Annotated in this window: 23 protein-coding genes and 1 pseudogene; 4 read left to right on the top strand and 20 right to left on the bottom strand. The window is 33.8% G+C overall.

Annotated features, from left to right (window positions below; all coding sequences use genetic code 11):
- Window positions 1–105: 105 nt before the first annotated feature.
- The 7 genes from RMO53_RS00390 to RMO53_RS00360 form a co-directional block, all read right to left on the bottom strand.
- The gene (locus tag RMO53_RS00390; RefSeq protein ID WP_310377366.1) at window positions 106–804 is read right to left on the bottom strand and encodes a CoA transferase subunit A; all 699 of its coding nucleotides are present in this window, start codon (window positions 802–804) and stop codon (window positions 106–108) included.
- A 155-nt stretch (window positions 805–959) separates the two neighbouring features.
- Window positions 960–3,269, bottom strand: coding sequence for a transglycosylase domain-containing protein (locus tag RMO53_RS00385; RefSeq protein ID WP_310377365.1), 2,310 nt, complete (start codon window positions 3,267–3,269; stop codon window positions 960–962).
- Window positions 3,270–3,278: 9 nt separating this feature from the next.
- Window positions 3,279–3,758, bottom strand: a complete 480-nt coding sequence (locus tag RMO53_RS00380) for a gliding motility lipoprotein GldH (RefSeq protein ID WP_310377364.1) — start codon at window positions 3,756–3,758, stop codon at window positions 3,279–3,281.
- Window positions 3,742–5,058 carry a regulatory iron-sulfur-containing complex subunit RicT gene (locus RMO53_RS00375; RefSeq protein WP_310377363.1) on the bottom strand — a complete coding sequence of 439 codons (1,317 nt, stop codon included), beginning with the start codon at window positions 5,056–5,058 and terminating at the stop codon, window positions 3,742–3,744. Before RMO53_RS00375 ends, RMO53_RS00380 begins: the two co-directional genes overlap by 17 nt.
- Before the next feature lie 194 nt (window positions 5,059–5,252).
- A complete protein-coding gene (locus tag RMO53_RS00370; RefSeq protein ID WP_310377362.1) occupies window positions 5,253–6,608 on the bottom strand; it encodes a rhodanese-related sulfurtransferase in 1,356 nt (451 codons plus the stop codon).
- Window positions 6,609–6,775: 167 nt separating this feature from the next.
- Complete coding sequence (locus RMO53_RS00365) at window positions 6,776–7,186, bottom strand: BrxA/BrxB family bacilliredoxin (RefSeq protein ID WP_310377361.1); 411 nt, start codon at window positions 7,184–7,186, stop codon at window positions 6,776–6,778.
- A gap of 120 nt (window positions 7,187–7,306) precedes the next feature.
- On the bottom strand, window positions 7,307–8,062 hold the full coding sequence (locus RMO53_RS00360; RefSeq protein ID WP_310377360.1) for a transporter: 756 nt from the start codon (window positions 8,060–8,062) through the stop codon (window positions 7,307–7,309).
- A gap of 91 nt (window positions 8,063–8,153) precedes the next feature.
- Between RMO53_RS00360 and RMO53_RS00355 the strand changes: the two genes are divergently transcribed.
- From RMO53_RS00355 to RMO53_RS00345, 3 genes are all read left to right on the top strand, one after another.
- A complete protein-coding gene (locus RMO53_RS00355; RefSeq protein WP_310377359.1) occupies window positions 8,154–10,025 on the top strand; it encodes an Nramp family divalent metal transporter in 1,872 nt (623 codons plus the stop codon).
- Between the two features lie 71 nt (window positions 10,026–10,096).
- Complete coding sequence (locus RMO53_RS00350; protein WP_310377358.1) at window positions 10,097–10,750, top strand: metal-dependent transcriptional regulator; 654 nt, start codon at window positions 10,097–10,099, stop codon at window positions 10,748–10,750.
- Between the two features lie 10 nt (window positions 10,751–10,760).
- The gene (locus RMO53_RS00345) at window positions 10,761–11,147 is read left to right on the top strand and encodes a hypothetical protein (protein WP_310377357.1); all 387 of its coding nucleotides are present in this window, start codon (window positions 10,761–10,763) and stop codon (window positions 11,145–11,147) included.
- 11 nt (window positions 11,148–11,158) lie between these two features.
- Here the strand turns inward: RMO53_RS00345 and RMO53_RS00340 are convergent, their stop codons facing one another.
- From RMO53_RS00340 to RMO53_RS00300, 9 genes and pseudogenes are all read right to left on the bottom strand, one after another.
- The gene (locus RMO53_RS00340; RefSeq protein ID WP_310377356.1) at window positions 11,159–12,766 is read right to left on the bottom strand and encodes a T9SS type A sorting domain-containing protein; all 1,608 of its coding nucleotides are present in this window, start codon (window positions 12,764–12,766) and stop codon (window positions 11,159–11,161) included.
- Window positions 12,767–13,084: 318 nt separating this feature from the next.
- Window positions 13,085–13,570 carry a PAS domain-containing protein gene (locus RMO53_RS00335; RefSeq protein ID WP_310377355.1) on the bottom strand — a complete coding sequence of 162 codons (486 nt, stop codon included), beginning with the start codon at window positions 13,568–13,570 and terminating at the stop codon, window positions 13,085–13,087.
- Window positions 13,571–13,610: 40 nt separating this feature from the next.
- Window positions 13,611–15,711, bottom strand: a pseudogene (gene feoB / locus RMO53_RS00330) (ferrous iron transport protein B).
- Window positions 15,711–15,950 carry a FeoA family protein gene (locus RMO53_RS00325; RefSeq protein WP_310377354.1) on the bottom strand — a complete coding sequence of 80 codons (240 nt, stop codon included), beginning with the start codon at window positions 15,948–15,950 and terminating at the stop codon, window positions 15,711–15,713. Before RMO53_RS00325 ends, feoB begins: the two are co-directional and overlap by 1 nt.
- A 71-nt stretch (window positions 15,951–16,021) precedes the next feature.
- Window positions 16,022–16,723 carry an SCO family protein gene (locus RMO53_RS00320; protein ID WP_310377353.1) on the bottom strand — a complete coding sequence of 234 codons (702 nt, stop codon included), beginning with the start codon at window positions 16,721–16,723 and terminating at the stop codon, window positions 16,022–16,024.
- A gap of 89 nt (window positions 16,724–16,812) precedes the next feature.
- A complete protein-coding gene (locus RMO53_RS00315; protein ID WP_310377352.1) occupies window positions 16,813–17,736 on the bottom strand; it encodes an EamA family transporter in 924 nt (307 codons plus the stop codon).
- A 1-nt stretch (window position 17,737) separates the two neighbouring features.
- Window positions 17,738–18,589, bottom strand: a complete 852-nt coding sequence (locus RMO53_RS00310) for an SDR family oxidoreductase (RefSeq protein ID WP_310377351.1) — start codon at window positions 18,587–18,589, stop codon at window positions 17,738–17,740.
- Window positions 18,576–20,972, bottom strand: a complete 2,397-nt coding sequence (locus RMO53_RS00305) for a M20/M25/M40 family metallo-hydrolase (RefSeq protein ID WP_310377350.1) — start codon at window positions 20,970–20,972, stop codon at window positions 18,576–18,578. The genes RMO53_RS00310 and RMO53_RS00305 overlap by 14 nt, the downstream gene beginning before the upstream one ends.
- Window positions 20,973–20,982: 10 nt before the next feature.
- Window positions 20,983–21,330 carry a hypothetical protein gene (locus tag RMO53_RS00300; protein ID WP_310377349.1) on the bottom strand — a complete coding sequence of 116 codons (348 nt, stop codon included), beginning with the start codon at window positions 21,328–21,330 and terminating at the stop codon, window positions 20,983–20,985.
- A 188-nt stretch (window positions 21,331–21,518) separates the two neighbouring features.
- Between RMO53_RS00300 and RMO53_RS00295 the strand changes: the two genes are divergently transcribed.
- Entirely contained in the window at window positions 21,519–21,851 is a 333-nt protein-coding gene (locus tag RMO53_RS00295) for a single-stranded DNA-binding protein (RefSeq protein WP_310377348.1), read from the top strand.
- Window positions 21,852–21,964: 113 nt separating this feature from the next.
- Here RMO53_RS00295 and RMO53_RS00290 read toward each other — a convergent pair whose 3' ends face one another.
- From RMO53_RS00290 to RMO53_RS00275, 4 genes are all read right to left on the bottom strand, one after another.
- Window positions 21,965–22,594, bottom strand: coding sequence for a chloramphenicol acetyltransferase (locus RMO53_RS00290; protein ID WP_310377347.1), 630 nt, complete (start codon window positions 22,592–22,594; stop codon window positions 21,965–21,967).
- A gap of 155 nt (window positions 22,595–22,749) precedes the next feature.
- Window positions 22,750–24,009 (bottom strand): OmpA family protein, encoded by a 1,260-nt coding sequence (locus tag RMO53_RS00285; RefSeq protein ID WP_310377346.1) that lies wholly within the window; start codon window positions 24,007–24,009, stop codon window positions 22,750–22,752.
- Between the two features lie 169 nt (window positions 24,010–24,178).
- On the bottom strand, window positions 24,179–24,868 hold the full coding sequence (locus tag RMO53_RS00280) for an HAD family hydrolase (RefSeq protein WP_310377345.1): 690 nt from the start codon (window positions 24,866–24,868) through the stop codon (window positions 24,179–24,181).
- A 3-nt stretch (window positions 24,869–24,871) separates the two neighbouring features.
- The gene (locus tag RMO53_RS00275; protein WP_310377344.1) at window positions 24,872–26,317 is read right to left on the bottom strand and encodes a hypothetical protein; all 1,446 of its coding nucleotides are present in this window, start codon (window positions 26,315–26,317) and stop codon (window positions 24,872–24,874) included.
- Window positions 26,318–26,356 lie beyond the last annotated feature (39 nt).

Here is a 26,356-nt window from a genome sequence, read left to right as displayed (position 1 = left end):
TTTTAAACCATTAAGAAGTTAAGATTCATTAAGTTATTAAACCATATAAGGAATATAAGGTCATTTAAGTTTCGTACTGAACACTAATAGTCTGAACACTGAACACTATTTTTTCCTCACCGTTCTCTGTTCAATCCTTTTCTCGTATTTCTCCCCTTGAAAAATGCGTTGCACTAATATTCCGGGAATGTGAATTTGGTTGGGATCCAATGTTCCAGCTTCTACCAGTTCTTCTACCTCGGCGATGGTTATTTTTGCTGCTCCAACCATGCATGGATTAAAATTTCGGGCGGTTCCTTTGAAGATTAGGTTTCCTGCCGTGTCGCCTTTCCAAGCTTTTACGATGGCAAAATCGGCTTTGAAAGCCAGTTCCATGATGTGCATTTTGCCGTTGAATTCTCGTGTTTCTTTGCCAATAGCCACTTCGGTTCCAAAACCTGCTGGAGTGAAAAAAGCTGGAATTCCGGCTTGTGCGGCACGACATCGTTCGGCTAAAGTGCCTTGTGGAATTAAATCTACTTCGAGTTCTCCGGAGAGCATTTGGCGCTCAAACTCGGCATTTTCTCCTACGTAGGAAGAAATCATTTTTTTGATTTGGCGTTTTTGCAAAAGTAATCCCAAACCAAAATCATCGACACCAGCATTGTTAGAAATGCAAGTGAGATTGTTTGTTTCTTTTTTTACCAATTCGGCGATGGAATTTTCGGGAATACCACAAAGCCCAAAACCACCAAGCATAAGTGTCATTCCGTTTTCGATTCCGTTGAGTGCTTCTTGTACTGTGTTTACTTTTTTGTTAATCATGTTGCGTTTTTTAACCCTGATAGTCCCGAAGTCTCGGGAGGAAATCCTTTTAAAATCTGATTCACCTAAGCGGAATTAGATTTTAAAAGATTGTAACGAATTGCTTCGCCAGTTCGGCTTTCAGCCTCGGGTGCAGGAAATAGCTCCTAAAAAAATTACAATTCGAATTCTTCGGTATCTTGTTCTACAGCGGTGCTGTCTATTACTTTTGGTGCGGTGTAACAATCTACTTTTATGGAGAGATTTGATGGTCTGTCGAATTCTTTTTTAGAAACATTAAGCCCAGCATCATCATAACAGAGTTTCATAAAATAGCCCCAAACTGGCAAAGCAGCCGTTGCGCCTTGACCATAAGTTAGGCTTTTGAAACGTGCAGAACGATCTTCGCATCCTACCCAAACCCCAGTTACTAGATTGGGCACCATTCCCATAAACCAACCATCCGACTGGTTTTGTGTAGTACCTGTTTTTCCTGCAATTGGGTTGGTGAACAGGTATGGATAACCGGTCCAACGATTGTCTCCGCTTCCGCCACCTTGAGTTCGTAGTCTTGCGCCAGAACCGCCTTCGGTAACGCCTTGTAGCAATTTAATCACCGCAAATGCGATGTCTTTGTTCAACACATCGTGTGATTCTGGAATGGGTTCGTAGATTACGACACCGCTTTTATCTTCTATTCGAGTAATGAATTGTGGTTTTACATAAACGCCTTGGTTAGCAAATGTTCCATAAGCGGCAACCATATCTTCCACAGTGATATCAACTGCGCCTAATGCGATTGAAGGTTGAACAGGAATTTCGGATTTTACACCTAATTTGTGTGTTAATTCTACAACAGCTTCTGGCCCAACTTTATCGATTAATTTTGCAGAAACGGTATTAATGGAGTTTGCCAATCCTTGTTTTAAGGTTACCATTCCGCGGTATTTATTGTCGGAATTTCTTGGTTCCCAATCTGCGGTTACATGATGGCGTCCTTTTCGAATTACAAACGGACCATCAATAATGGTGTCGCAAGGTGACATTCCTAATTGTTCTATTGCTGCAGCATAAACAAATGGTTTGAATGTAGAACCTACTTGTCTTGCGCCTTGACCCACATGATCGTACTGAAAATATTTGTAATTTATTCCACCAACCCATGCTTTGATACTGCCTGTTTGTGGTTCCATTGCCATAAGTCCTGATTGCAGGAAATGTTTGTAATACCGTATGGAATCCATCGGTGTCATAAGTGTATCTTTTTCGCCTTTCCAAGTGAAAACGGTCATTTTTGTTTTTACTTGGAAAGACGCTATGATTTCTTCCTCACTTTTGTCCTGTTCACTTAAAACGGTCCATCGATACGATGATTTCATAGCTTGTTTTAAGATACGTTGCGTTTCGGTATCCGAAATGTTTACAAAAGGTGCGTTTTTATTGGTTTTAGCCTCGATAAAAAATTCCTCTTGAAGGTTTGCCATGTGTTTTTCGACAGCTTCTTCGGCGTGCAATTGCATTCTAGAATCTATAGTGGTGTAGATTTTAAGTCCGTCTTTGTAAATGTTATAATCTGAACCGTCTGGTTTTTTGTTTTCTTCTACCCACTTTTTCAAATAATCTCGTAAATATTCTCTAAAATAAGTTGCAGTTCCTCCTTTGTGGCTTTCTAATTTGAAATTTAATTTTATAGGCAGTTGTTGTAATTTTTCTTTTTGAGATTCGGTAATAATATTTTCTTTTTCCATTTGCAAAAGTACTACGTTTCTTCGGTTTTTGACACCTTGTGCATTTCTAACGGGATTGTACAAACCAGAATTTTTGAACATTCCAACTAATATAGCGGATTCGTCTATAGTTAAATCTTTTGGTTCTTTTGAGAAATAGGTCTTTGCAGCGGAGCTTACACCTACAGAATTATTTCCAAAATCATAGACGTTACAATACATGGCTATGATTTCGTTTTTTGTGTATTGTCTCTCGAGTCGAATTGCAATAATCCATTCTTTTATTTTTTGAACAATTCTAAAAGGTAAAAATTTAGAACCTTCACCATGAAATAATTGTTTTGCTAATTGTTGTGTCAATGTGCTTGCACCTCCATTTGTTCCAAAACTTGCCATAGCTCTTAATGTTCCTCTACCGTCAATACCAGAATGCTCATAAAAACGCGCATCTTCTGTAGCGACAAGTGCTTGAACTAGATTTTTAGGTAAATCGGAGTATTTTAGTTGGGATCTATTTTTTTCGAAATATTTGCCAATTACAACTCCGTCAGAAGAAATAATTTCGGTAGCCAAATTAGAATCTGGATTTTCTAGATCTTCGAATGATGGCATGGAGCCAAAAAGTCCCCATGATGCAAATAAGAAAAACACGCCTATTGCTCCCATTCCATATAAAAAGACTTTCCAAAATCTCTTTTTATAATACGTAACGTCTTTGCTTAAATATCCTTTTAAATTATTTATTTTATTAGCAGCCATAATACTTTTCTATTCTTGTTTTTCTATTCTAAAACCTACATCTGTTATGCCTTCTAAAAGCGTAATTCCAAGCACTTTCCCAGATTCTCTAACGGCTTGTTTAATATGAACTTTATATTTTCCTCTGAACCGTACGTTTTCTTTATAAAAGAGCTTACTTTCCTTGATATCAGTAAAACCATCGCCAAGTAATGATCCGTCTGGATTAGACATTTGGTATTCTAGTGTATCTACTTTTGTAAATCCGTTTTGCAATTCGATTCCCACAATTAAAAAAAGATTGTTGTAGGGATAATTATTATTGTCTCTTAAAGTTACAAATAGATTATACTTTTTTGTCGAATCTAATTCCGGTAGATTAAAGGTTACTATGCTGTCTTTGTGCCACGCACTTCCTACAGATTTATATTCATCAAAGACTCTTTTTTTATCACAAGAAAAAAAGAGTAATGCAATTAATAGCAGTAATGCACTATTCTTTATTCTCATTTTTAGTGATAATTATAGGTTTTCTGGCTATTGCTGGTTTGTTTTCAGCATTGTTTTTTGGACCACCAGCATTATTTTGCTTGTTGTTATTGTTGGCTACAATCGTGTTTTTTGCACTTGGAGGATTGTTTTGCTTGTTATTATTGCTTGCTACAATTAGATTTTCCCCTCCAGGCTTGCGTTTTTTATTTGATTTTTTACTCCTTTTGGGTTGGTCAAAACGGGTTAAGCTTTCTTGACCCATCGCGTTATTAAAATTCTTTTCTGGCTCAATAATAATTTCTATAGCAAAATCTTCGAGTGATGAAACTTTGTTTTTAAGCTTGTTTTCAGCAAGAATTTCTTTGACCTGATCAATTTTCAATACGTGCCAATTCGCAAAATCGTTAGTATAAGCAAACCACATTAATCCTTTGAAAATGTCTTGCTTTTGGCAAATGGCATCTCCTTTTTCGGTTGATAATTTAGTATCAAAATCGGGAAATCCTTTCAGCGCATCCATGTAAGTGTCGAGCTCATAATTCAAGCAGCATTTTAATTTTCCGCATTGTCCAGCTAATTTCTGTGGATTTAAAGACAATTGTTGGTATCGTGCCGCTGAGGTGTTTACGCTTCTAAAATCGGTGAGCCAAGTAGAACAACATAGCTCGCGACCGCAAGATCCAATTCCGCCTAAACGTGCCGCTTCTTGTCGAAGTCCAACTTGTTTCATTTCGACACGTGTCGAGAATTCTTTAGCAAAATCTTTGATTAACAGTCTAAAATCGACTCTGTCATTTGCAGTGTAATAAAAAGTAGCTTTGGAACCATCGCCTTGAAATTCAATATCCGAAATTTTCATTTCTAATTTTTGAGCAATCGCTAATTCGCGTGCTCTTACTTTCATCGGCTCTTCTTTATCTCGAGCAACGGACCAAATATCAATATCTTTTTGAGAGGCTTTTCTATAAATTTTAGGAATTTCAGCATTGGTAGGATTGACTCCTTTTTTCTTCATTTGAACACGAACTAATTCGCCTGTTAAAGTAACAATCCCAATGTCATGTCCTGGCGATGCTACTGTAGCAACTATGTCGCCAATGCTTAAAGTGATTTTCTCGGTGTTGCGATAAAATTCTTTTCGCCCGTTTTTAAAACGCACTTCAACGCAATCAAATGGTGCTTGACCATTAGGTAAACTCATGTTCGAAAGCCAATCAAAAACCGTTAATTTGTTGCAGCTATCGGTGCCACAAGTCCCATTATTTTTACAACCCTTTGGTGCGCCACCATCCGAAGTTGAACAACTTGTACATGCCATAATTTTATATATAGTGTTGCTATGATTGCAACTTATGTTCTTAAAACGATCAGTTTGTAAAGATAACAAAGATTTTAGATTTCGTCTCGATACTTCGGGATTAGATTTCAGATTTTTTCAAAAAATAAAATTCAAATTTCAAATATGTTTTCAATAGTGTAACGTTAAATCGTACTCCTTTATTATTTTAAAAATCACTCTAAAATTTTATACAATTTGTCAGACAAACGAATTCTAAAAGGCAATTTAAAAGTGCAACGGTCACCAGAAACTGCTTTTTCGGAAACGAAATCGTTAACTAGCATTTCTGTAATTACTAATTTTTGTTCTCCAGTTGTGGTTCCTTTGATGAGAATTGTATCTCCAATTTTAATTTCGTTTTCTTCAATTTGAAATTGTCCAACACTTGATTTTGGAAAAAAATGGGTTCCTTTTCCGATGTAGATTTTCTTAATTTTGGATTCTTTTTCAACGGGTAGTTTCTCTTTTTTTGGAACGAAAACACCATGAGTTTCTTCGTTATTTTTAAAAGTCAAAACATCTGATTTTCCTTTTTTGAATATTTTATTTCCGTTTTTTATTCCTCTTCTAACTGCTTTTTGTGCTGACTCAGGAAGATGAATTACCGATACACAATCCTGAGAACAACAACCTTGCATGGCGGTTGCACAAGTTTCGCATTGTATAAAAAGTAAATGACAACCTTCATTTACGCAGTTCGTGTGTACATCACAAGGTTTGCCACATTGATGGCATTGCGCAACGATATCGTCTGTAATTCTTTCGCCCAAGCGATGATCAAAAACAAAGTTTTTACCAATGAATTTACTTTGCAACCCTTCGGCTTTGACTTGGCGGGTGTATTCTATAATTCCGCCTTCGAGTTGGTATACGTTTTCAAATCCTTTGTGTTTAAAGTAAGCGCTGGCTTTCTCACAACGAATTCCGCCTGTGCAATACATTAAGAGTTTTTTGTCTTGTTTGTGTTCCGAAAGTTGCTCTTCGATAATGGGCAAGCTTTCCCGAAAAGTGTCTACATCGGGTTTTATTGCATTAGTAAAATGACCTATTTCAGATTCGTAATGATTGCGCATATCGAATACAATTGTATCTGGATCTTCGAGTAAAGTGTTGAATTCCTTTGCTTTTAAGTGAATTCCAATATTGGTTACATCAAAAGTTTCATCGACTAAACCATCGGCTACAATTTTGTCTCGAACTTTTATGGTGAGTTTCAAAAAAGAGTGATCGTCTTGTTCTACAGCAACATTCAACCGAATGTTTTTCATAAAATCATACACTTCAATTGTGTTTTTGAAAGCATAGAAATGATCAGCAGGAAGTGACAGTTGGGCGTTTATGCCTTCGTGGGCAACATAAATCCGACCTAGAACTTCGAGTGCGTTCCAAGCAAGAAATAATTCGTTCCGAAATAGAGTTGGATTTGAGATCTGCGCATAAGCATAGAAAGACAACGTGAGTCGCTGTTTTCCGGCTTCGTCAATTAATATTGACCTTTCTTCTGCGCTCAAAGTGTTGTACAGTTGCATGCTATAAACAGTTTTAAGTTGAGAAATGTTTTGAATTATAAAAAAATTGTCTGCAAATATAAGGTTTTTCAAAAAGACAAACCATTAAGAAAATTAAGTTTCATTAAGCTTTTGAATACTTAATTTTCTTAATTTCTTAATGGTTTAGAAATTTAGTGAATTTATTCTTAACAGAATTCTGCGTAAGCTTCTTTTAAATTATCTGCAATCATTTCGGCTGGACGACCTTCAATATGATGACGCTCTAACATGTGAACTAATTCGCCATTTTTGAACAAAGCTATACTTGGCGAAGATGGAGGAAAAGGAAACATAAATCCTCTTGCTGCATCAACTGCATCTTTGTCAACTCCTGCAAAAACCGTTACTAAATGATCTGGTTTTTTGGCATTGTCCAAACTCATTTTTGCTCCTGGACGCGCATTTCTAGCAGCACAACCACAAACAGAGTTTACTACAACAAGCGTTGTTCCTTCTGCTTTTATCGCGTTTTCAACCGCTTCGGTTGTATATAAATCTTGAAAACCAGCATCAGATAATTCTGAGCGCATTGGTTTTACCATTTCTTCTGGATACATAGTATTTTTATTTAAGATTGTAAATTTCTGAATTTAGATTTCAGATTTAATGCAAAGATAAAGAGATTTATAATTTGAAGAATGTTTCTGGTATAAAGTTTTGTTATAGTTTAATCAGTATTAAGTTTTAAATCGAAACGAATACCCCAATGCCAGGTAATATTTTGGGGAATTCTCGGACAATCCAACTCCTCCAGAAACGTCAAGTTGATGATTTGCAGTTAACAAATAAGTTAAGCCTAAATCAAATCGATGGTCAGGTTTGGCAATTTGCGGAATAAATCCATAAAATTCGATATAGCCACCTATTTTTTCTGTCAGTGAGTAACCCGTTGTTAAAGTATAGATAAATGAGGGTTCGGCGGTTTCTCCATTCCATTCTGCACCAAGATTGTAGCTCAAAGATTGTTTATCACTAATGGTATGTTGCATCGTAAATCTAAATTCAGGTGCATAATATGTAGTTTTGAATTCTTTCGAAGCTGCTTTTGGAATTGCAATGTGCGCAATAAACGAAGTCAACGGAATGATTCCTTTTTCTTCAAGAAGCCTCGTTTTAAATCCAATTAAAACGGGGTTTATTCCCGCAATTTTATTAGAATTTTCCTTATTAATTATATATTCGGTTATTAATCGCAACTCAAAATGGTCGTTGATTCCAAAACGAGTCAATACCGTTGGGGCAACAATTTCACGAGAATTTGTTTTTGTTTTTTCATACGAAAAACCGTTTTCAAACTGAAAATAATGTATTGGAGTTATAAACGGACATTCGGTTTGGTCTGGTCTATCGGTTTGAATGTTAGGTAAATCTTGTGCAAAAGAACTATTTTGGAATAGTAATAAAAGTATGATTGTATTGAATAATTGTCTCATTTAGTTTTCTATTAAATTAATTTTAGACAAATCTAAAAAAATTATTACTCATATAAAAATTTTATTTATATTTGCTTCAAATTATTTTAGCATGAGCAAATCATTAGAGGAAGTAAACCAATCGGTTTCAACACAAAATAAAACTACTGTTTTTAGAAAAATTCTTGCCTTTTTTGGCCCAGCCTATTTGGTAAGTGTGGGTTATATGGATCCAGGAAATTGGGCGACGGATATTGCCGGCGGAAGCCAATTTGGCTATGCCTTACTTTGGGTTTTGCTTATGAGTAATATGATGGCCTTACTTTTGCAAAGTTTGAGTGCGCGATTAGGTATTGTTACCCAACGCGATTTAGCTCAAGCCTCGCGAGAAACCTATCCTCGTTTCATTAATTATATATTGTATTTTCTAGCCGAAATTGCCATAGCGGCTTGTGATCTTGCCGAAGTTTTGGGAATGGCAATTGGGTTGAATTTGCTTTTTGGAATTCCACTTTTGCAAGGCGTAATGATTACGGTTTTGGACACCTTTTTATTATTATTTCTTATCAATAAAGGCATGCGAAAAATGGAAGCGTTTATCATTGCATTAGTTGCTATCATTGGATTTTCGTTTATTTTCGAAATGATTTTTGCTCAACCAGAATTAGGAAGTGTTTTAAAAGGTTTAATTCCGAGTATGCCTAGCGAAGAAGCACTTTATATTGCCATAGGAATTATAGGCGCAACGGTGATGCCGCACAATTTATATTTGCATTCGTCCTTAGTGCAAACTCGTAAATTTGATAGAAGCACAGCCGGAATCAAGCAGGCTTTAAAATATAATTTTATCGATAGTACGATAGCTTTGAACCTAGCATTTTTTGTAAATGCAGCTATTTTGATTTTGGCGGCAGCCACATTTTATAAAAACGGTTTGTTTGAAGTTGCCGAAATTCAAGACGCTCACAAACTACTAGAACCTATGTTAGGAACACAATGGGCGCCAATTTTGTTTGCAGTTGCACTAATTGCCGCTGGACAAAGCTCGACAATTACAGGAACTTTAGCCGGTCAAATTATTATGGAAGGTTATCTTAATCTGCGAATTCAACCTTGGGTTCGTCGCATTATAACTCGTTTAATAGCAATTGTTCCGGCAGTAATTGTAATTTCTATTTTTGGCGAAAGTGTAACCGGAAAAATGCTAATTTTAAGTCAGGTAATTTTGAGTTTGCAGCTCGGTTTTGCCATCATTCCGTTAATCCATTTTGTGAGTGACAAATCTAAAATGAAAGGTTTTGCTATTAGTAAAGTTACACAAATTGCTTCTTGGACAGTAGCTTTGATTATAGTTTCACTCAACGCAAAATTAGTTTTTAATGAAATTCAAGGTTGGTTAGAAACTTCCGAAAATCCCATAATTTTATGGTTAACTGTTGTTCCGTTAGCGATTAGTTTTTTGATTTTGCTACTTTATATTGTTTTTAGACCATTTATATCCAAAGCAAAAATGGATATTCAAAATCATTCGCCACACCATTTAGCACTTAAATTTTCGCCATCAGAAACGTATAGCAAAAAAAACATAGCGGTTTCGGTAGATTTTTCTAGTGCAGACGAAATCGCATTAAATAGTGCTTTTGAACTCGGAGGAATTGAAGCAAAATATACCTTAATTCATGTCGTAGAAACCGTAGGCGCAATGGTTTATGGCGAAAACATTGAAGATCATGAAACGTTAATAGATAAAAAACTATTAAATGAATATAAAGAAATGCTTTCTAAAAAAGGGTTTAGTATTGAAACTGAGCTTGGTTTTGGAAGACCAAACAAAGTGATTCCGCAGATTATCAATAAAGGAAATTTTGATATTTTAGTAATGGGAACACACGGGCATACTGGTTTTAAAGACTTAATTTTTGGGACAACAGTTGATAAATTGCGTCATAAAATTTCGATACCTTTATTTATTGTTAAAAATTAATATTTTTATTTTTAACCCTGTCAGAGTTCAAAACTCTGACAGGGTTTTATAATCAAATACCATAAATCAAAATGACTTTTTCAGAAGAAAATTATCTCAAAACCATTTACCATCTCACACTCGATATAGACAGCGAAGTGAGCACAAATGCCATTGCCGAAATGATGGATACGAAAGCCTCATCGGTAACAGATATGCTCAAGAAATTAGCAGAGAAAGATTTAATTAATTACAAAAAGTATCAAGGCGTTTCTCTTACCGAGAACGGAAAATTAGCCGCCAAAATGATTGTTAGAAAACACCGTTTGTGGGAAGTTTTCTTGGTAGAAAAATTAGATTTTTCCTGGGACGAAGTGCACGATATAGCCGAACAATTAGAGCATATAAAATCTGAAAAACTCATCAATAAACTCGATGATTTTCTCGAAAATCCTACCGAAGATCCACACGGTGATCCAATTCCAGATGCCAGCGGAAGAATAATAAAAATTGAAAAACAATTGCTTTGCGATTTATCAGAAAATCAAATAGGAATTTGCGTTGGTGTGAAAGATACTTCTTCGGAATTCCTGAAATATCTTGATAAACATGCCATTTCGTTAGGAACAAAAATTAAAATTATTTCAAAAGAAACGTTCGATTTGTCCATAAAAATCAAAATTGACAATCAAGAACTGACTATTTCAAGTAAAATTGCAAGTAATTTATTTGTGAAAACTACGTAACTAAATCAGGATGAAAAAACTATTTTTATTATTTTTCCTTTCCCTAAATTTTTTTTCAGTAGCGCAATCGGAATTAAAAATAACTACAAAAAAATGCATCCCCAATAAAGGATTGCACATTAAATTGAAAACTGTTTTTGACGACTCTCGATGTCCTGAAAACGTAATTTGCGCATGGGCAGGTGAAGTAAGCGCAACAGTTTTGGTTTATACCAATAAAAAATTTATTGAAGAAAAAACTATAATTTTCAATTCCAAAAATAAACTCGAAAACACGAAATGGTTTGAAAAACAGTATTCAAAAAAAATAAAATCGATACAAGTTGAGCCATCTTTAAAAAAAGAAATTGTACTAAAACCCAAAAATTATTATCTAAAAATTGATTTCGAAAAGTAATTCTTTTAAATTTAATTAATAATTAGTTTTTTAGTAACTACAGAATTTGAAAACTGAATTTTTACAAAATAAGTTCCTCTTGGTAGTTTTTTTATATCTAAATTGGGGACAAACTTTTGGGTTTTAGAGACCAAAATCCCTTTTAAATCATAAATACAAATATTTTGAACAGCTGTTTCTAAAGCATCATTTCCAAGATTGATATTGAGATAATCCGTTGTAGGATTTGGATATATTTTTATGTTTTTTTCTATCGAAATGTAATTTTCTATACCTAAATTTGGAACAGTACACAGTGCTGGACCATTATAATTTGTTGTGGTTGTGCCAGTTGGGGTTATGTATTGAAAACTATAAAGTCCAGCAGTTGTGGCCGTATAATTTGTTGCATAACCCGAAACGCCATTTAAGGAATACAAAGTATTGTAACCATTATTGGCATTTGCCAAACACGATGTGATTAAAGCGCCGTTTAATGGTGTCCAATTTTCGGTTCTTACAGGATTTCCTTGAGGTTGCGGAATAATTTGTAAACTGGCATCTTCTGTAACTAGACCTACCATATTACCTATCATATACGGTGCAGTTGCCGTTCCGTGATAATGATAAACACTATTAAAATAATGTCCGTGATTGGCATCAAGTGTCGCCATCGTTACTCCTGTTGGTTCTAAAGTTCCGTAAACTGCATACCCATCAAGTCCAAAAGCAATAGGTAAATTGTAAGTTGTTTGTCCTAAAGTTATTAAATGCAAAGGTGCTGTGTGGTAATGATAATCGTCGCCTCGACCGCAATGACCACCATAATTATCGAGTTGCCCGTCTAGAAAAGCGTCGACACCAGTATTTGTAAAGGGATTAAAAATAGGAACTCCATTTGCAGCCATTGCGATAGCGCCTTTTGTAAAATGAGAGGCTGAAACGGGTACAGGTGTTGTTGCCAAAACAGGATTGAGCGGAATTGTCCAATGACTGCTGTTGATATAACATTTAGAAACAGGAACTTGCTGTTGCCAACCCCGGTTTGAAATGCCTACCATCATGGTATGGTTTGGAATCCCGGTTGAGTTTACATAGAAAAAATTTGCATCATAATTTGTACTCACTGTCGATGAAAAAGGTGCGAATGCAGCTGTCATAAATGCGGGATCAGTTGTAGAAAATGTTTTTACTGCAAATCCAAACAACGAAAATAAAGCTCCAAAACTTATTACAGAAATGAGATAAATCAGCGATTTCTTTTTAGAGTACTTGCATACAACTACTGTCAAAGTGGTTAAAAACAGTCCAAGTAAACCAAATATAAAATAGTACCTGTTTGGAATTTGAATGTTTTTTTGTTCAATAACGTTGGTATTAATTGCTATGATGTTGCTCGCTTTTTGCAATGCAAATTCTTGATCTGCTTTTGTAAATGATGCGATAGGAAAGTGTATTAAATTGTTGTGAGCATCTTCAATGTATAGATTTCCGTTTTTTAACATAGAGAATGAACCGTCAATAATTTTATTTTCTTTTTGAACATTCCAATGTCTTAAAACCTGATTGTCGGAATTGATGGTGTGTGCAAAAACAGTAGTACAGCATAGAAAAAAGATTGCTAGTTGTAGGTTTTTCATGATTTGTTTGTTGACTCAAAGATTGGGGTTGAAATAATTTCAAAGGCTGATATAAAACTTACGAATTTATATATTTCCGAAAAGATTTTGTTTTAATTTGAGCGGTAATTCGATTCTGTAATTTATTATTTTATAAAACCGTTTTTTTTAATCGAATTATTTAACGAAAATACTAAAATTTAATGGCAACCACAATCGTTGTTACCGCAGTTTTTATGTTTTTTTTGTTTAAAAAAGAATTTTTTAAACAAAAAAAACAGGGCAATTCCCAAAGCTGAAAATGCTAAAATTTCTTGAAAATCCATTAGTAAATCTTATTTAAGACGCAATTTTTTCTAGAGCAATGTAGTTCAGAAACTTCCCTTCCTTGTCAAACATAGGCAAACCTTCGATTTCACACCAGTACAAATCACCATTCTTTTTATAATTCAAAATCACTTCTTTAAACGGTTTTAATTGAATCAAAGCGGTTTTAATTTTTTGCTTGGTAAATTCACTTGTATCTTCACCCTGAAACATTTTGGGCGATTTTCCAAGTATTTCCTCGTGTTGGTATCCACTTATTTTTGAAATAGTTTTGGACGCAAAAACAATTTTAAAATTTTTGTCGGTGATAAGGAGTTCTTTATTTTCATTAATGGCTTTTTTCAAATAATCTTGTTTTGTATTCCATTTAGATTGAAATCTTTGAAACAAAATAGTATCAGAGAAATTATTTTCTCGAAATTCCCAACAAGTCAAGGGAAGACATTTCACTTTTAATTTCTTGTAATATTGAGCAAAAGCCTGGTCATAAATTTTCATAATGCAATTACTTTTTTATAAAAATACACAAATTATTCACTTATTTTAATATTTGATACGCCAACAAAGCAACAAGATAGGCTAAACCACTCATAAAAATAAGTTGTCCTAAAGGCCATTTCCAAGAGTTGGTTTCTTTTTTAGTAACGGCAATTGTACTGGCACATTGCATCGCAAAAGCATAAAATAAAAGCAACGAAATCCCTGAGGCAAAATTGAAGATTTTTTCTCCGGTTTGAGGATTAATTTCGGCTTGCATTTTGTTTTTTATAGTGTCTTCATTATCGCTTCCGCCCACACTATAAATGGTTGCGAGTGTACCAACAAAAACTTCTCTTGCGGCGAATGAACTGATTACGGCAATGCCTATTTTCCAGTCATAACCCAATGGCGAAATGGCTGGTTCAATCGTTTTTCCCATAATTCCTATATAGGAATTCTCTAATTTTTGTGAAGCAATTGCATTCTCTAAATTGGTTTTTGTCAACGGGTTTGCTTTGTTTTTTTCAATAACAATGCTTTGCGCTTCGTTGAATTTTTCTCCTGGACCATACGAAGCGAGAAACCATAAAACAATTGATATAGCGAGAATAATTTTTCCAGCTCCAAATACGAAAGCCTTTGTTTTTTCAATCACATTTATTCCAACATTTTTGAATAAGGGTAATTTGTAGTTTGGCATTTCTACAACAAAGTAGGTTTTACTATTTATTTTTAGAATTTTATTCAAAACATAAGCCGAAAAAATGGCCATACCAAAACCCAAAAGATACAACAACATTAAAGTTAATCCTTGTAAATTTAAGAAACCAAATACAAATTGATCTGGAATAACCAGCGCTATAATAATGGCGTAAACGGGCAATCTAGCGGAACAAGTTGTAAATGGAGTTACTAGAATAGTAATCAATCGTTCTTTCCAGTTTTCGATATTTCTAGTGGCCATAATCGCTGGGATTGCACATGCCGTTCCAGAAATTAGCGGTACAACACTTTTGCCAGAAAGCCCAAATTTGCGCATGATTTTATCCATCAAGAAAACCACACGGCTCATATAACCACTTTCTTCGAGTATGGAAATAAACATAAAAAGAAACGCTATTTGTGGAATAAAAATCAGGATTCCGCCTATTCCGGGGATTATTCCTTGCGTTATTAAATTAGTCAAAACACCAGCGGGTAATTGCGAACTAGCATAAGAACTCAAACTTGCAAAAGTGGCATCAATAAAATCCATAGGCACTTTTGACCATTCGAAAATAGATTGATATCACGAATAATATTAAAAAGAAAATTACATAACCCCAGATTTTATGGGTTAGAACTCGGTCTAGTTTACTACGAAAATCTTTGGCTATACTCGAGTCAATTTGCTGTCCTTCTTTGAGAACATCATTAATAAATTGGTATCGTTTTATGGTTTCTTTTTGTTGCAAACGCTTTAAATCCGAATGTGATTTTGTAAAAGAACTTCGGATTTCATTTCGATCTAAATTCAAGAAATTTACATCTTGAGTAATTACCAACCACAATTTATACAACAGTTGATTAGGGAAAGCTTTGCGTAATTTGTCAAAATAATCTATATCGATACTCGAGGCATTCATACAAGGTTCAGTCGAGATAGTTTTGTAACTTACAATTAAGTTTTTTAGGGCATCGATACCAAAACCCTTGCGTGAACTTACCAGTGCAATTTTAGTTTTTAGTTGTTCTTCGAGATGTGGGATGTTTAAAGAAATGCCTTTATATTTCATTCTATCAGCCATATTAATGACTAAAATTGTAGGGATTTCTAAATCCTTAATTTGGGTAAAAAGGAGTAAATTACGCTTCAAATTTTCAACATCAGTAATCAATAGCACCACATCAGGAAACAGCTTGTCGTTTTTATTTAACAAAAGCTCTATCACTACATTCTCGTCAATTGAACTTGCATTTAAACTGTAAGTTCCCGGTAAATCAAGAATATTGGCTTTAATGTTATTGGGTAATTTACAAAACCCAATTTTTTTCTCAACGGTAATTCCGGGATAATTTCCTACTTGTTGATTTAAACCCGTGAGTTGATTAAACACCGATGTTTTTCCAGTATTTGGGTTTCCAATTAAAGCAATATTGATATTTTGCTTGCCGGTCATTATAAGTTAGATTTTAAAACATCAACTTCAATTTCATTAGCAGTTTCTAGACGAATAGCAAGATGTGAACCATTAACATTTAAATACAATGGATCACCAAAAGGGGCGATTTGCAACAATTCAACTAGGTTTCCGGGCAAACAACCCATTTCTAGAAGTTTTAATGGAACAATGTCAATATCAAATTCTTTGATGATGGCTTTTTGACCTTTTTTTAAGTTGGATATAGTAGTTCGCAAATCTTATTTAGATTGAATTAAGATTACAAAAGTACTGATAAAAAAAGAATATCAAGTGATAAATATAAGTTTTACTGATTTTTTTCGTCCTCCAAAAGCCAATTTATATCCTCTATTAATTGTCTGACATTTTTGATTCCTGGCTCAGTTGGCTGATCAAGATTGGTTCCATCATAAAATCCGCGAACTCGTTTTTTTGAATCCACGAGAACAAAATTCTCCGTATGAACCATATCATAAAGTTCGTTAGGTTTTCCTTGTTTTACGGCTAGATAGGATTTTCTAGCCATGGTATAAATGTCTTTTTTATCACCAGTAACTAAGTTCCATTTGGCATCATTAACCTTGTTTTTTATCGCATACGATTTTAAAACAGGAACATCGTCTGTGTCTGGTAAAACACTATGTGAGAGCAAGAGAACTTTTGGATTATTAAGAAAAGCTTTTTGAACATCGATCATATTTGTTGTCATTATAGGACATATCGAACCACAGGTTGTGAAGAAAAAATCAGCAACAAATATTTTGCCCTCATAGTCTTTTTGAGTGATGGTTTTCCCGTTTTGATTCGTAAATGAGAAATCAGCAATAAAATGTTTAGCAGCAATATATTGCACTGTCGAATCGACCAGTTCAGGATTCACCATTGATGGCGTATAAATGGGCAAAGATTTACTTGGTTTTAAAGCGTTGTAAAACAACCCAATTGTAATCACTGAAAACACTAATAAGACACTAAAAAATTTTTGATATTTATAAAAAAAAGATTTCATGAAAAGAATTTGGTACAAAAATACGAAAGGACATTTGGAAAACGGCGTTGCTGTTTGTAATTATATTAAATTAACATTTTATAAATAAATTACACTTTTTCTTTTCTCAAAGAATAATTCACCATATACAAACCGCTCAATGTGATTGCACCGCCTACTGCAATTGCAGCAGTAAGTGATTCTCCAAAAATTATAGCCCCTAATAAAACCGCTACAATTGGATTTATATACGCATAAACACTGCTTAAGGCTGTAGGTAAATTTTGCAACGCATAAATGAAAGCAATAAATGTCAAAACAGAACCTATAACTACTAAATACGCAATTGACCACCAAGAATTTGCAGGTATTTCAGCAAGGCTAATATTTGTTCCAGTGGCACTACTTAAAATAAATAGAAAAACACTAGAAAGAGTCATTTGCAATCCCAAACTAAAATAGGGATTAAAACTAGCCGCTTTTTTCTTAGTATATAAAGTTCCAAAAGCCCAAGTTATCGTAGCAATTATTGAAAGTAAAATACCAAATTGAAAATCGGGTTTTATAAAATCTAATAAATGCTCGTAAAAAATAATACAAACCCCACCAAAACAAATTAATATTCCAAGTACAGCCAATCGCGTTATTCTTTCACCCTTAAAAAAACTAATTATAACAATCCAAATAGGAACCATGGAACCTATAATTGCACCCAAACCACTACTTATATATTTTACGCCCCAAGTGCTTAACCCGTTGCTAAAAACAAAATTCAGTAAGCTTAAAATGAGTATCGCTCGCCACTGTTTTCCTTTTGGCCAAGGCGTTTTTTTGTACAAGAAAAAAGCAACGTACAAAAACCCACCAATAAACTGTCTAATTGCTGCTAGTTGCAGTGCTGGCATGTGTTTAACACCTTCTTTTGAGGCAAGCCAAGTCGTTCCCCAAAAAAAACTTACCCAACACAAAGCTAGTATTGGCAATCCAATAGCATTTATTTTAGAAGAAAAAAGGGTTTTAATTTTAGCTACCAATTTATAGTTTTGTTTTTACAAAAGTATACTTTAAAAAGTCAGCCACTTTACTATTCGATATTATTTTTCTGTTTGACGATTTACCCGCCTCAAATTCTGGCAATGCCAAGTTCAACTCTTTGGCTTTTTGGGTGTAATATTCTTTTCGGGTAGGATGAAATGGCGCAACTGCATTAAAGGTTTGACTCCATACCAATTTGTCATTCTGTCCCGAAGCTTCGGGAGTACGAAGAATCTCCAGAATGATACCAATACAATCGTCCTGATGAATCAAATTTATTGGAGTATCTGGATTTTCAAGGTTTTTTCTACCGGCTAAAAATGTAATAGGATTTCGATCTTCGCCAATTAATCCGCCAAAACGGAGCACTGTAGTTTTAAAACTTTTATTGTTTTGCAAAAGGGATTCTGCTTCTAGCAATTGTTTGCCGCTTTCGGTTTCTGGCTCTGCCAAAGTAGTTTCGGTTACAACGCCATTATTAGTTCCATAAACCGAAGTTGAACTTACAAAAAGTACGTTTTCGATGGTCGATTTTTCTATAAAAGGAATTAAATTTTCGATTTTTTCAACAAATGTCTTTCTAAGTAAAGGCGAAGAATCATTAGAATTTCTTCTTAATTTTGGAGGAATATCAATAATCAATGTTTTGCTAGCGGCTAAAAATTTTTCGATATTGCCAGAGATAGTATTGCTTTCGAGTGCAATTAAAAACGGCTGAATTCCTGAATTTTCGAGGATTGAAATTTTCTCTTCAGAAGTTGTTGAACCATTCACTAAAAAGCCTTTTTCTATCAATTTTTTTGCCAAGGGTAAACCCAACCATCCACAACCAAGAATGCTAATTTGTTTCATTAATATCTTGAATTGTATCGGTTGTTTTTATATTTGAAAACCCAATTTTTGGACTTACACTAACTGGAATTTTAACTTTTTTGGTAGGTTTTATTTTTCCAAAAATCACCACAGCATCATTCAAGACAAAAGGAGTTGGAATCATCCAGCTTTGTCTGGGATTAATTTTAAACAGCGGATTAGTCATTAAATCAAACGAACTTTCTACAAACATCATATCAAAAATTTGATCTTTTGGGATAGAAAATTCTATTTCCAAAGGGATATTATCAACTACGTAATAGGATATTATTTTATTGTTTTTACTTTTACTTATGATATTGCTTTTCAGGTCTATAGAGTTTTCACCATTCGCTTTCAAATTATGTATTATACTATTTTCGGATTTAAAAATATCATAACGATTTACATTTCTACTAGGCGAAATCAAAATTTTAAGCAAGTGTTGATTTCCTTTTACAGTATCACGAATGAATTCAATCGTTGGTTTAGGAATATTTTTGACTTCGGTTTCATTTGCAAAAACAAATTGGGAATTGTATTTACTATACAACTGTAAAGCGCTCAAAGTTGTTGCTGCTTTTGGGTTTTCGCTTAAATATTTTTTTGTCCATTCGTCTACATTGGCATCATAAGTTGCCCAATAGGCTTTATTTTTATCGGCATCAAGCACATACAACAAGCTGTTTGGTTTTGCTTTGTCTATGGTATAATTTGATGCTTGATGTGCTTTTATAAAAAACCCAATTGCCAATAAAAAGAATACTAACGACCAAATCTTTTTTCGAGTAAACGACCCAAAAACGGGTAATAACAGCGTGAAACATAAAACGGTTAAAACGGAACTTCCTACTAAAATTTTTAATCCTAAACCTATAGGAAATATTTTAATGAATGGAACTAATAGGATCATTGTAGGAATTGCAAAAACTAGGTTTAGCAACCAATTACTTTTTTGTGTAAGTACAAAATAGCCCAACATGAATAAACTTGAAATCACAGGAAAAATAAAAAATCCAGCGCCTTTTAACGAAAAAGCAATCCCTAAATTGATAAGCAACCACAAGAATAGTGGTGCAATCATTTGGTTCATTTCGGAGTTTTTTGAACTTTTATTTTGATAAAATAAGAAACAAATTGCCATCGAAAGACACACAAACGCATAAATATAACTGTGACCATTATACGTAAAACCATGTAAAATTTCGTTGTACTGCGGATAGCTATTTCGTAAAATTTTCCATCCAAAATAAGTCAATAAACCAGCTGAAAATAAAGAACCAAAAAGCGGAAGAAAACCTTTAAATAGTTCGCGTGATTTTAAAGTACGTTTCCCTAACCCAAAGAAAATTAAAACCACAAAAAGAATACAAGCACCAATTAGTATAGGAAAAATCCAAGCAAAAGGATAACTCACAAATGCAAAAGGAACATTAAAATACACTTTATCTTCTGGAGAATTCATATTGCTCAAATCGGTATTCGAAAAATAATTTAAGAGCGGAACTAAATAAGAACCTTGATGCGTGAGTGATTTTGGATCTAAATTCTCAATATTATCTTGCGCTGTATGGTAATTATAATGGCTGTCAAGAAACGCAAAATTGAATCCTTGAATTTGGCCGTGTTCTCTAAAAACAGTCAAATCCGTATCGTTAGGCAACATTTTATAAATGCTATAAAACAACGAATTTGTATAGGGAAATTTTACATTTCCAGCCGCAAAGGCATCAACCATTTTGGCATTGCCTTGGTTGGTTTCCATAAACATATAACTTGGGCCAGAACTTCCGCGAGCTTCAAAATTTAAGGCTACACCAATATCTTTTGCCCAATGGTGTTGTTTTACAAATAGCGCTGCGCCATTTAAACCTAATTCTTCGGCGTCAGTAAAAAGAATTATTATATCGTTTTTGTGTTGGGTTTTATTATGTAAAAAAGCACGAACACCTTCAATAATTGTAGCAACTCCAGAGGCATCATCACTTGCGCCATGCGAATAGGAATGTGGCGCACTGTCATAATGCGAAAGCAACAGCAACGCTTTAGAAGAATTAGTGCCTTTTATTCGTGCCAAAATGTTTTTAGATTTTACCAAAGTTCCTTTTTCAATTAAAGTAAATCCTTCTTGAAATTGTGTTTCTAAACCAAGTTTTTGTACTTCTTTTTGAAGGTATTGCACAACAACTTCGTGGTTTTTTGAACCTACAAAATGAGGTTTTACAGTCATTGCTTTTACAGTTGATAATGCCCTTTTTGTAGAGAATTCCGAAAGCGGAACTTCAATTTGGTCATTGCTTTGTGGCGTCATATAATAAAAAACGCCAAACAATATTGCAGCTAAAACTAAAACAGAGAATAAGGAAGTATAATTTTTTTTCATCGTAGTAAAGTTAATATTCTTTTTTTACAAGCATATAAAAATCATTATCCAAAAAACGGTAGCCTTGATCGTAAACAAAATGGTACGTATTACCCGTATTTGTATTGAGAATACTCGTAAAAAATTCAAAATCAAATCCTTTACTCAACAATTTTGTTTTGGTAGTTTTTGATTTTCCTTCTACATTAAGATCAGATAAAACACGATAGTTTTTACGCAATTTGTTATTCACATTTCGCATAAAATTCGTGCTGTCTTTGTTTATTTTATTGTTGTAAGCGTTGCGACAACCGTCACTACAAAACTTTTTGTCCTCTCGGCCAACAATTTTATCTCCACATTCAAGGCAGGTTTTCATAGGCTGTAAAACTTTTAAAATCAATCAAATATACGAATTAATTTCCATGTACAAACGGTTACAAACATTTACAACCGAAAGTAAATGGTTATCAACCGAATAAATTTTGCAAGTCATAACATCTTTGCACTGTCGAAATCAAATAACAATCGGCAAAAATATACACTAACAATTTAAATTTACAAGCCATGAATGCAATGAGAAACACAGTACAGTTAATCGGAAACGTAGGTAACGATCCAGAAATCAAAAATTTCGATGGAGGGAAAAAAGTAGCCAATTTAACCATCGCCACAAATGATAGTTACAAAAACGACAAAGGAGAAAAAGTAGAACAAACCGAATGGCACAAAGTCGTTGCCTGGGGAAAAACTGCCGAAATCATCGAAAAATTTGTGACCAAAGGTCTTCAAATTGCCATTGAAGGCAAACTTACCCACAGAAGTTATGATGATAAAAACGGAGAAAAACGATATATTACTGAGGTAGTTGTAAATGATTTGCTTCTTTTAGGGAAATAATTCCCAATGGTCATCTCGAGCGCAGTCGAGAAATAGTCGCAGTTTGCAGCACCATTTTGTCTGTAAACTGCGATTTTTTATTTTAAGACTTCAAACTGAACACCGCACACTTTTTATGCATTCATTAATTCCTGAAAGCAATCCACAAATTTCCCTACATGAAAACCATCCATTAATCCATGATGCACATGAATTGACATGTTCATGGTTCGTTTCCCGTTTTTGTCAATTATCATTTTTCCAAACGAAATTTTAGGGCAACTATCCGGAAAAGTTTGGCTTCGTGCGTGCGAAAGTGAAGTAAAATTCACCCACGGAATTGCCGAAAAATGGATCACATTATCATCGTCAAAAGTTCTAGTAAAAATACCTGTTGTGGTTTGAATGCGAGCGATTTCGGTTACAGCGTTTTGTGTAAAAATTAAAAAATCAGCATCATATTCAATCAACGAAAACCCAAAAGTATGGTCTTCTCGACTTATCGTTGCCGATGCATTTATTTGGTCGTAAACGAATATTTCATCCCCCGAAATGCGATACCGAAACGGTTCAATACTGTTTACAGCCACGAGCGTTTTGTGCAAATAATAAATAAAAAACGACGCTTTTAATTCCTTTGCTTTTTCGTAAGCCTTGGTACAATTTATCTCAACGGTTACTCCAAAAAAAGGTTCTTCCATTTGTTTAAAAAACAAAAAAGGTTCTTTTCTATTCCAATTTTCTATGTCTAAAAGCGTTTTCACAATTGGGGTAATTTTTATTTTTTCAAAAGTACTGCAATTCTTTTAATTTTTGTTGGGCTTCGTTTAAAGTTTGCAGCTGTTTTTTAAGAAATGCCAAGCCAAAAAAAGCCCTAAAAGAAATTTCCTTTAGGGCTTTTGAGAGATTTAAAAGTTGATTATTTCACTCTGAAAGTTACTCTTCTAACTAATCTTCTTGCATTTTCTGAATCTTTATCTACTGATGTATCTTCACCGGCAGCAATTACATTCAATCTTGATGCGTCAATATTAGCTTTCACTAAAGTGTTTTTCACATTGGCAGCTCTTGCATTTGACAATTTGTCGTTGTAATCAGATCTTCCAATTTCGTCAGCATGACCTACAATATCAATTGAAGCAGTAGGATTATTTCTCAAGTATGTTAACATAAAATCGATACCTTCAGTAGAAACATTAGTTGGTTTAGATTTATCGAAGTCAAAATAAACAGCAACATAACCACCGTTAATTAAACTTGTAATCAATTCGTTGTTTGATAAAAGTGGAGAATTAGTAGTGTTACTTGCATAATTTTTCAAGATATATGCTTCAGTTTCATCAGGAACATTATTGTTGTTTTTATCAATAGATCTTCCTTTAGTATCAACCATTGATCCTGCAGGAGTATTTGCTTCTTCATCTAAATAATCAGCTACACCATCTTTATCAGTGTCTAGCATTTTATTTTCAATTGCCATAAATCTTGCGTCAATTGCATCAAACTTATCTTGATTGTCAAGAGTCCAGTCGGCATGTTTTGCGTTTTTACCCAAGTAAACTGTTAAACCTACAGTTCCAGTAAAAAGACTTCCGTTAAAACCTCTAATGTCATTAGCGCTTGAACCATCAAAAGCTACATTTTGTTTTGCATTTGTGATAGTTGTGAAATCTCCTGTTAAGACAATTCTGTCAGACAATTTGATATGACCAGTTACACCAACCATAAAATTTCCCATTCTGTCTTTTACATACGTAGGATCTTTTCTTTCCAAGAAGGATAAACCAAATCCTGCGTGACCCAATAAACCAAAAGTATTGGTCCAAGTTTCAAAATTCATCATTCTACCTAAGTTGGCAACACCTTGTATGTCTACTCTGTAATATTTAGTGTCAAAATCAAATGATTCGTCATTACCTGTAAAACTATTGTAACCAAAGTCAGCTTTTAAACCGAATTTGTTGTTAAACATATAACGAGTTCCTAATTCAAGAGTGTAAGGACTGATTATTGAAGTTGAATAACCAGAGGTTAAAGGTCTTTGTGGTTTATTAAAACCACCAGCTAATTCGAAGGACCATTGATTAAAATCAATTGCTTTTTTTTCAACTGATTCATTTTGGGCGCTTAATGTGTTTAAAGCGAATGCAAAAACTAATGTAAGTAAGATTTTTTTCATAATTTCATAATTTAAATTCTCTACAAAACTACATCGAGTTGTTCCATTAAAAATTTTAATCAGTTAATTATGAAAGTATTAGCTTTAATTCTATAAATTATGCGTTAAAAAAAGATATAAAAATATGTGAATCAGAATGTTGAATGTTTAATGGATTAAATCATTGATTTTATTTCAATAAAATTTGCAAAACATCATTAATTTTTTCTAAAGTAGTAAAATTATTGTGCACCACTTCGTGATCAATTCTTTCGTGTGCCCAAGTCGTGTGAAACGGAATATGTGCTGCAAAACCGCCAATTTTCAATACGGGTAATACATCTGATTTTAAAGAATTTCCAATCATAAAAAAGGCCGACGGTTTTACATCTAGACGTTTTAACAAATCCAAATAATCTTTTTCTTGCTTGTCAGACATCACCTCGATATGGTGAAAATAATGTCCCAAGCCAGAATCGTGGAGTTTCCTACGTTGGTCTAACAAATCACCTTTGGTGGCAACAACAAGTTTGTATTTACCATGCAAAGCCTCGAGCGTTTCTGCTACGCCGTCTAATAAAACGATTGGTTTTTGAAGTAATTCTTTACCGTATTCAATGATTTTTTCGACAACTTCAACAGGAATGGTATTGTTCGAAATTTTCATCGCAGCCTCAATCATCGACAGTGTGTAGGCTTTTATACCGTAACCGTAGATTTTCAAATTGTCGATTTCAACCCTAAAAAGTTCCTGAGAAATACCTTGATGCGAAAGATAATCTTCCATCAAACCACAGAATTTTTTCTCCGTTTCATCAAAATAAGTTTCGTTGATAAATAAAGTATCATCAGCGTCGAAAGCAATTACTTTTAGGGTCATAGGTTAATCTTCAAATTTACGAATGGTGTATTCTTTTGTGTTTTTGTCGTGATAGCCTAAATAGTAAGAACCATCCATTTTAAATAAAGTTTGAGAAGAAATATCCGCATTCTTATCGGCAAATATCCGTATTTTATCAAACGCTAATGGTTGTATTTCTCCATTTATATGATTTGCTTCTTTGTCAAACAAACAATTAATGTAAACGACTCTTCGGTTGGCATAAGAATTAAAACTTTCCATAGTTGGACTTGAAATTGCGGCTGCAATTAAAACACCTGCAACTCCAAACATTCCGCCAATTAGCATAGCAGAACCACTTGGAGCTTCTTCAGAAACGCTACCTAAAGTTATTAAATAATTATCATTTAGTTTGTAACAGGATATTCCAGCATTTAAGTTATTCATTTTTCTAATGAATTGTGCTGAAGTTTCTAAAATTCGTTTTTTTGACGCATTACCATCTTCTTGGATAATTTCGGTATTTTTAAAATCTATACTTGGAGTCCTGTCTGAAGCGGCGTAGGTCTTTAATAAATTATCGTCTAAATTTTTTAGTGTTAAGATTATTTGACTCGACGAGGATTTTATTTGATATAGTTTGTTGTCTATTAAAAATGAATTTGAGGTTAAGAATGTTGGGTCTATAGAATAAAGATAAGGTTTCTTTATAAATTTTTCTGTCGCCGTGTATGCTTCTAAATTCAGGGTTATTAATTGAGTATAATCTATGTTTGTGTCAAATGTCATAACAAGAGTATTACCATTCAAATAACATTTCCTTTTCATTGAACTTTTAACAAGTGAAGTTGGATTTTCAGAGCTAATTTTTTGTAAAGAAAAAGAGGAATTAGAAGCAAATAAGCTTTCAGATAAAAACCCATACAATGTTGTTTTTTGATAATCGGATTTATAAAATTTGAATCCCGCCAAATCAATTATTTTTTCTTCTAACTTTCCATTAGCATCAAATACGTACAGCTTCAATTTGTCGCTATTTTTTAGTACAGTTAAAAGGTAAAACCTGCCATTTTGAGAAAAACTTTGTAAAGATCTTTCATCTTTTAAAGATAAAACATAATTTTGGGTTGTAACTTTATGGATTTCAAAATTAAATCTTTGAACCAGTATTTCTTTGCGGTTTGGAGATGACCAGAATAAATTAGGATTTTGATCGTCGCCATTATTCCCAATCATTCCAACATAAACTTCATGATTTATTCTATTTGTTGATAAAGAATCAACAACCTGCATCTCTTTATTGAGACGAATTGCTTTTATTTTTTCTTTATCACAAATAAAAAATGTAGTTACTTTGGTAGAATCATTCACAATTTGAAAAACATCTCGATTACCTTTAAAATCCAAAGGAAATGAACTAACTATTTCTTGAGAAAAGGAAATAAAACCAATTAAAAATAAGACTAGAGTAATAATTTTTTTGAACATAAATAGTTGGTTTAATATGATTTTAAAATAAAAAATAAT

The sequence above is a fragment of the Flavobacterium sp. genome (assembly GCF_031409475.1).
GTDB lineage: Bacteria > Bacteroidota > Bacteroidia > Flavobacteriales > Flavobacteriaceae > Flavobacterium.
The sequence above is the reverse complement of the archived record's forward strand: the minus strand, read 5'-3'. Positions and strand labels throughout refer to the sequence as shown.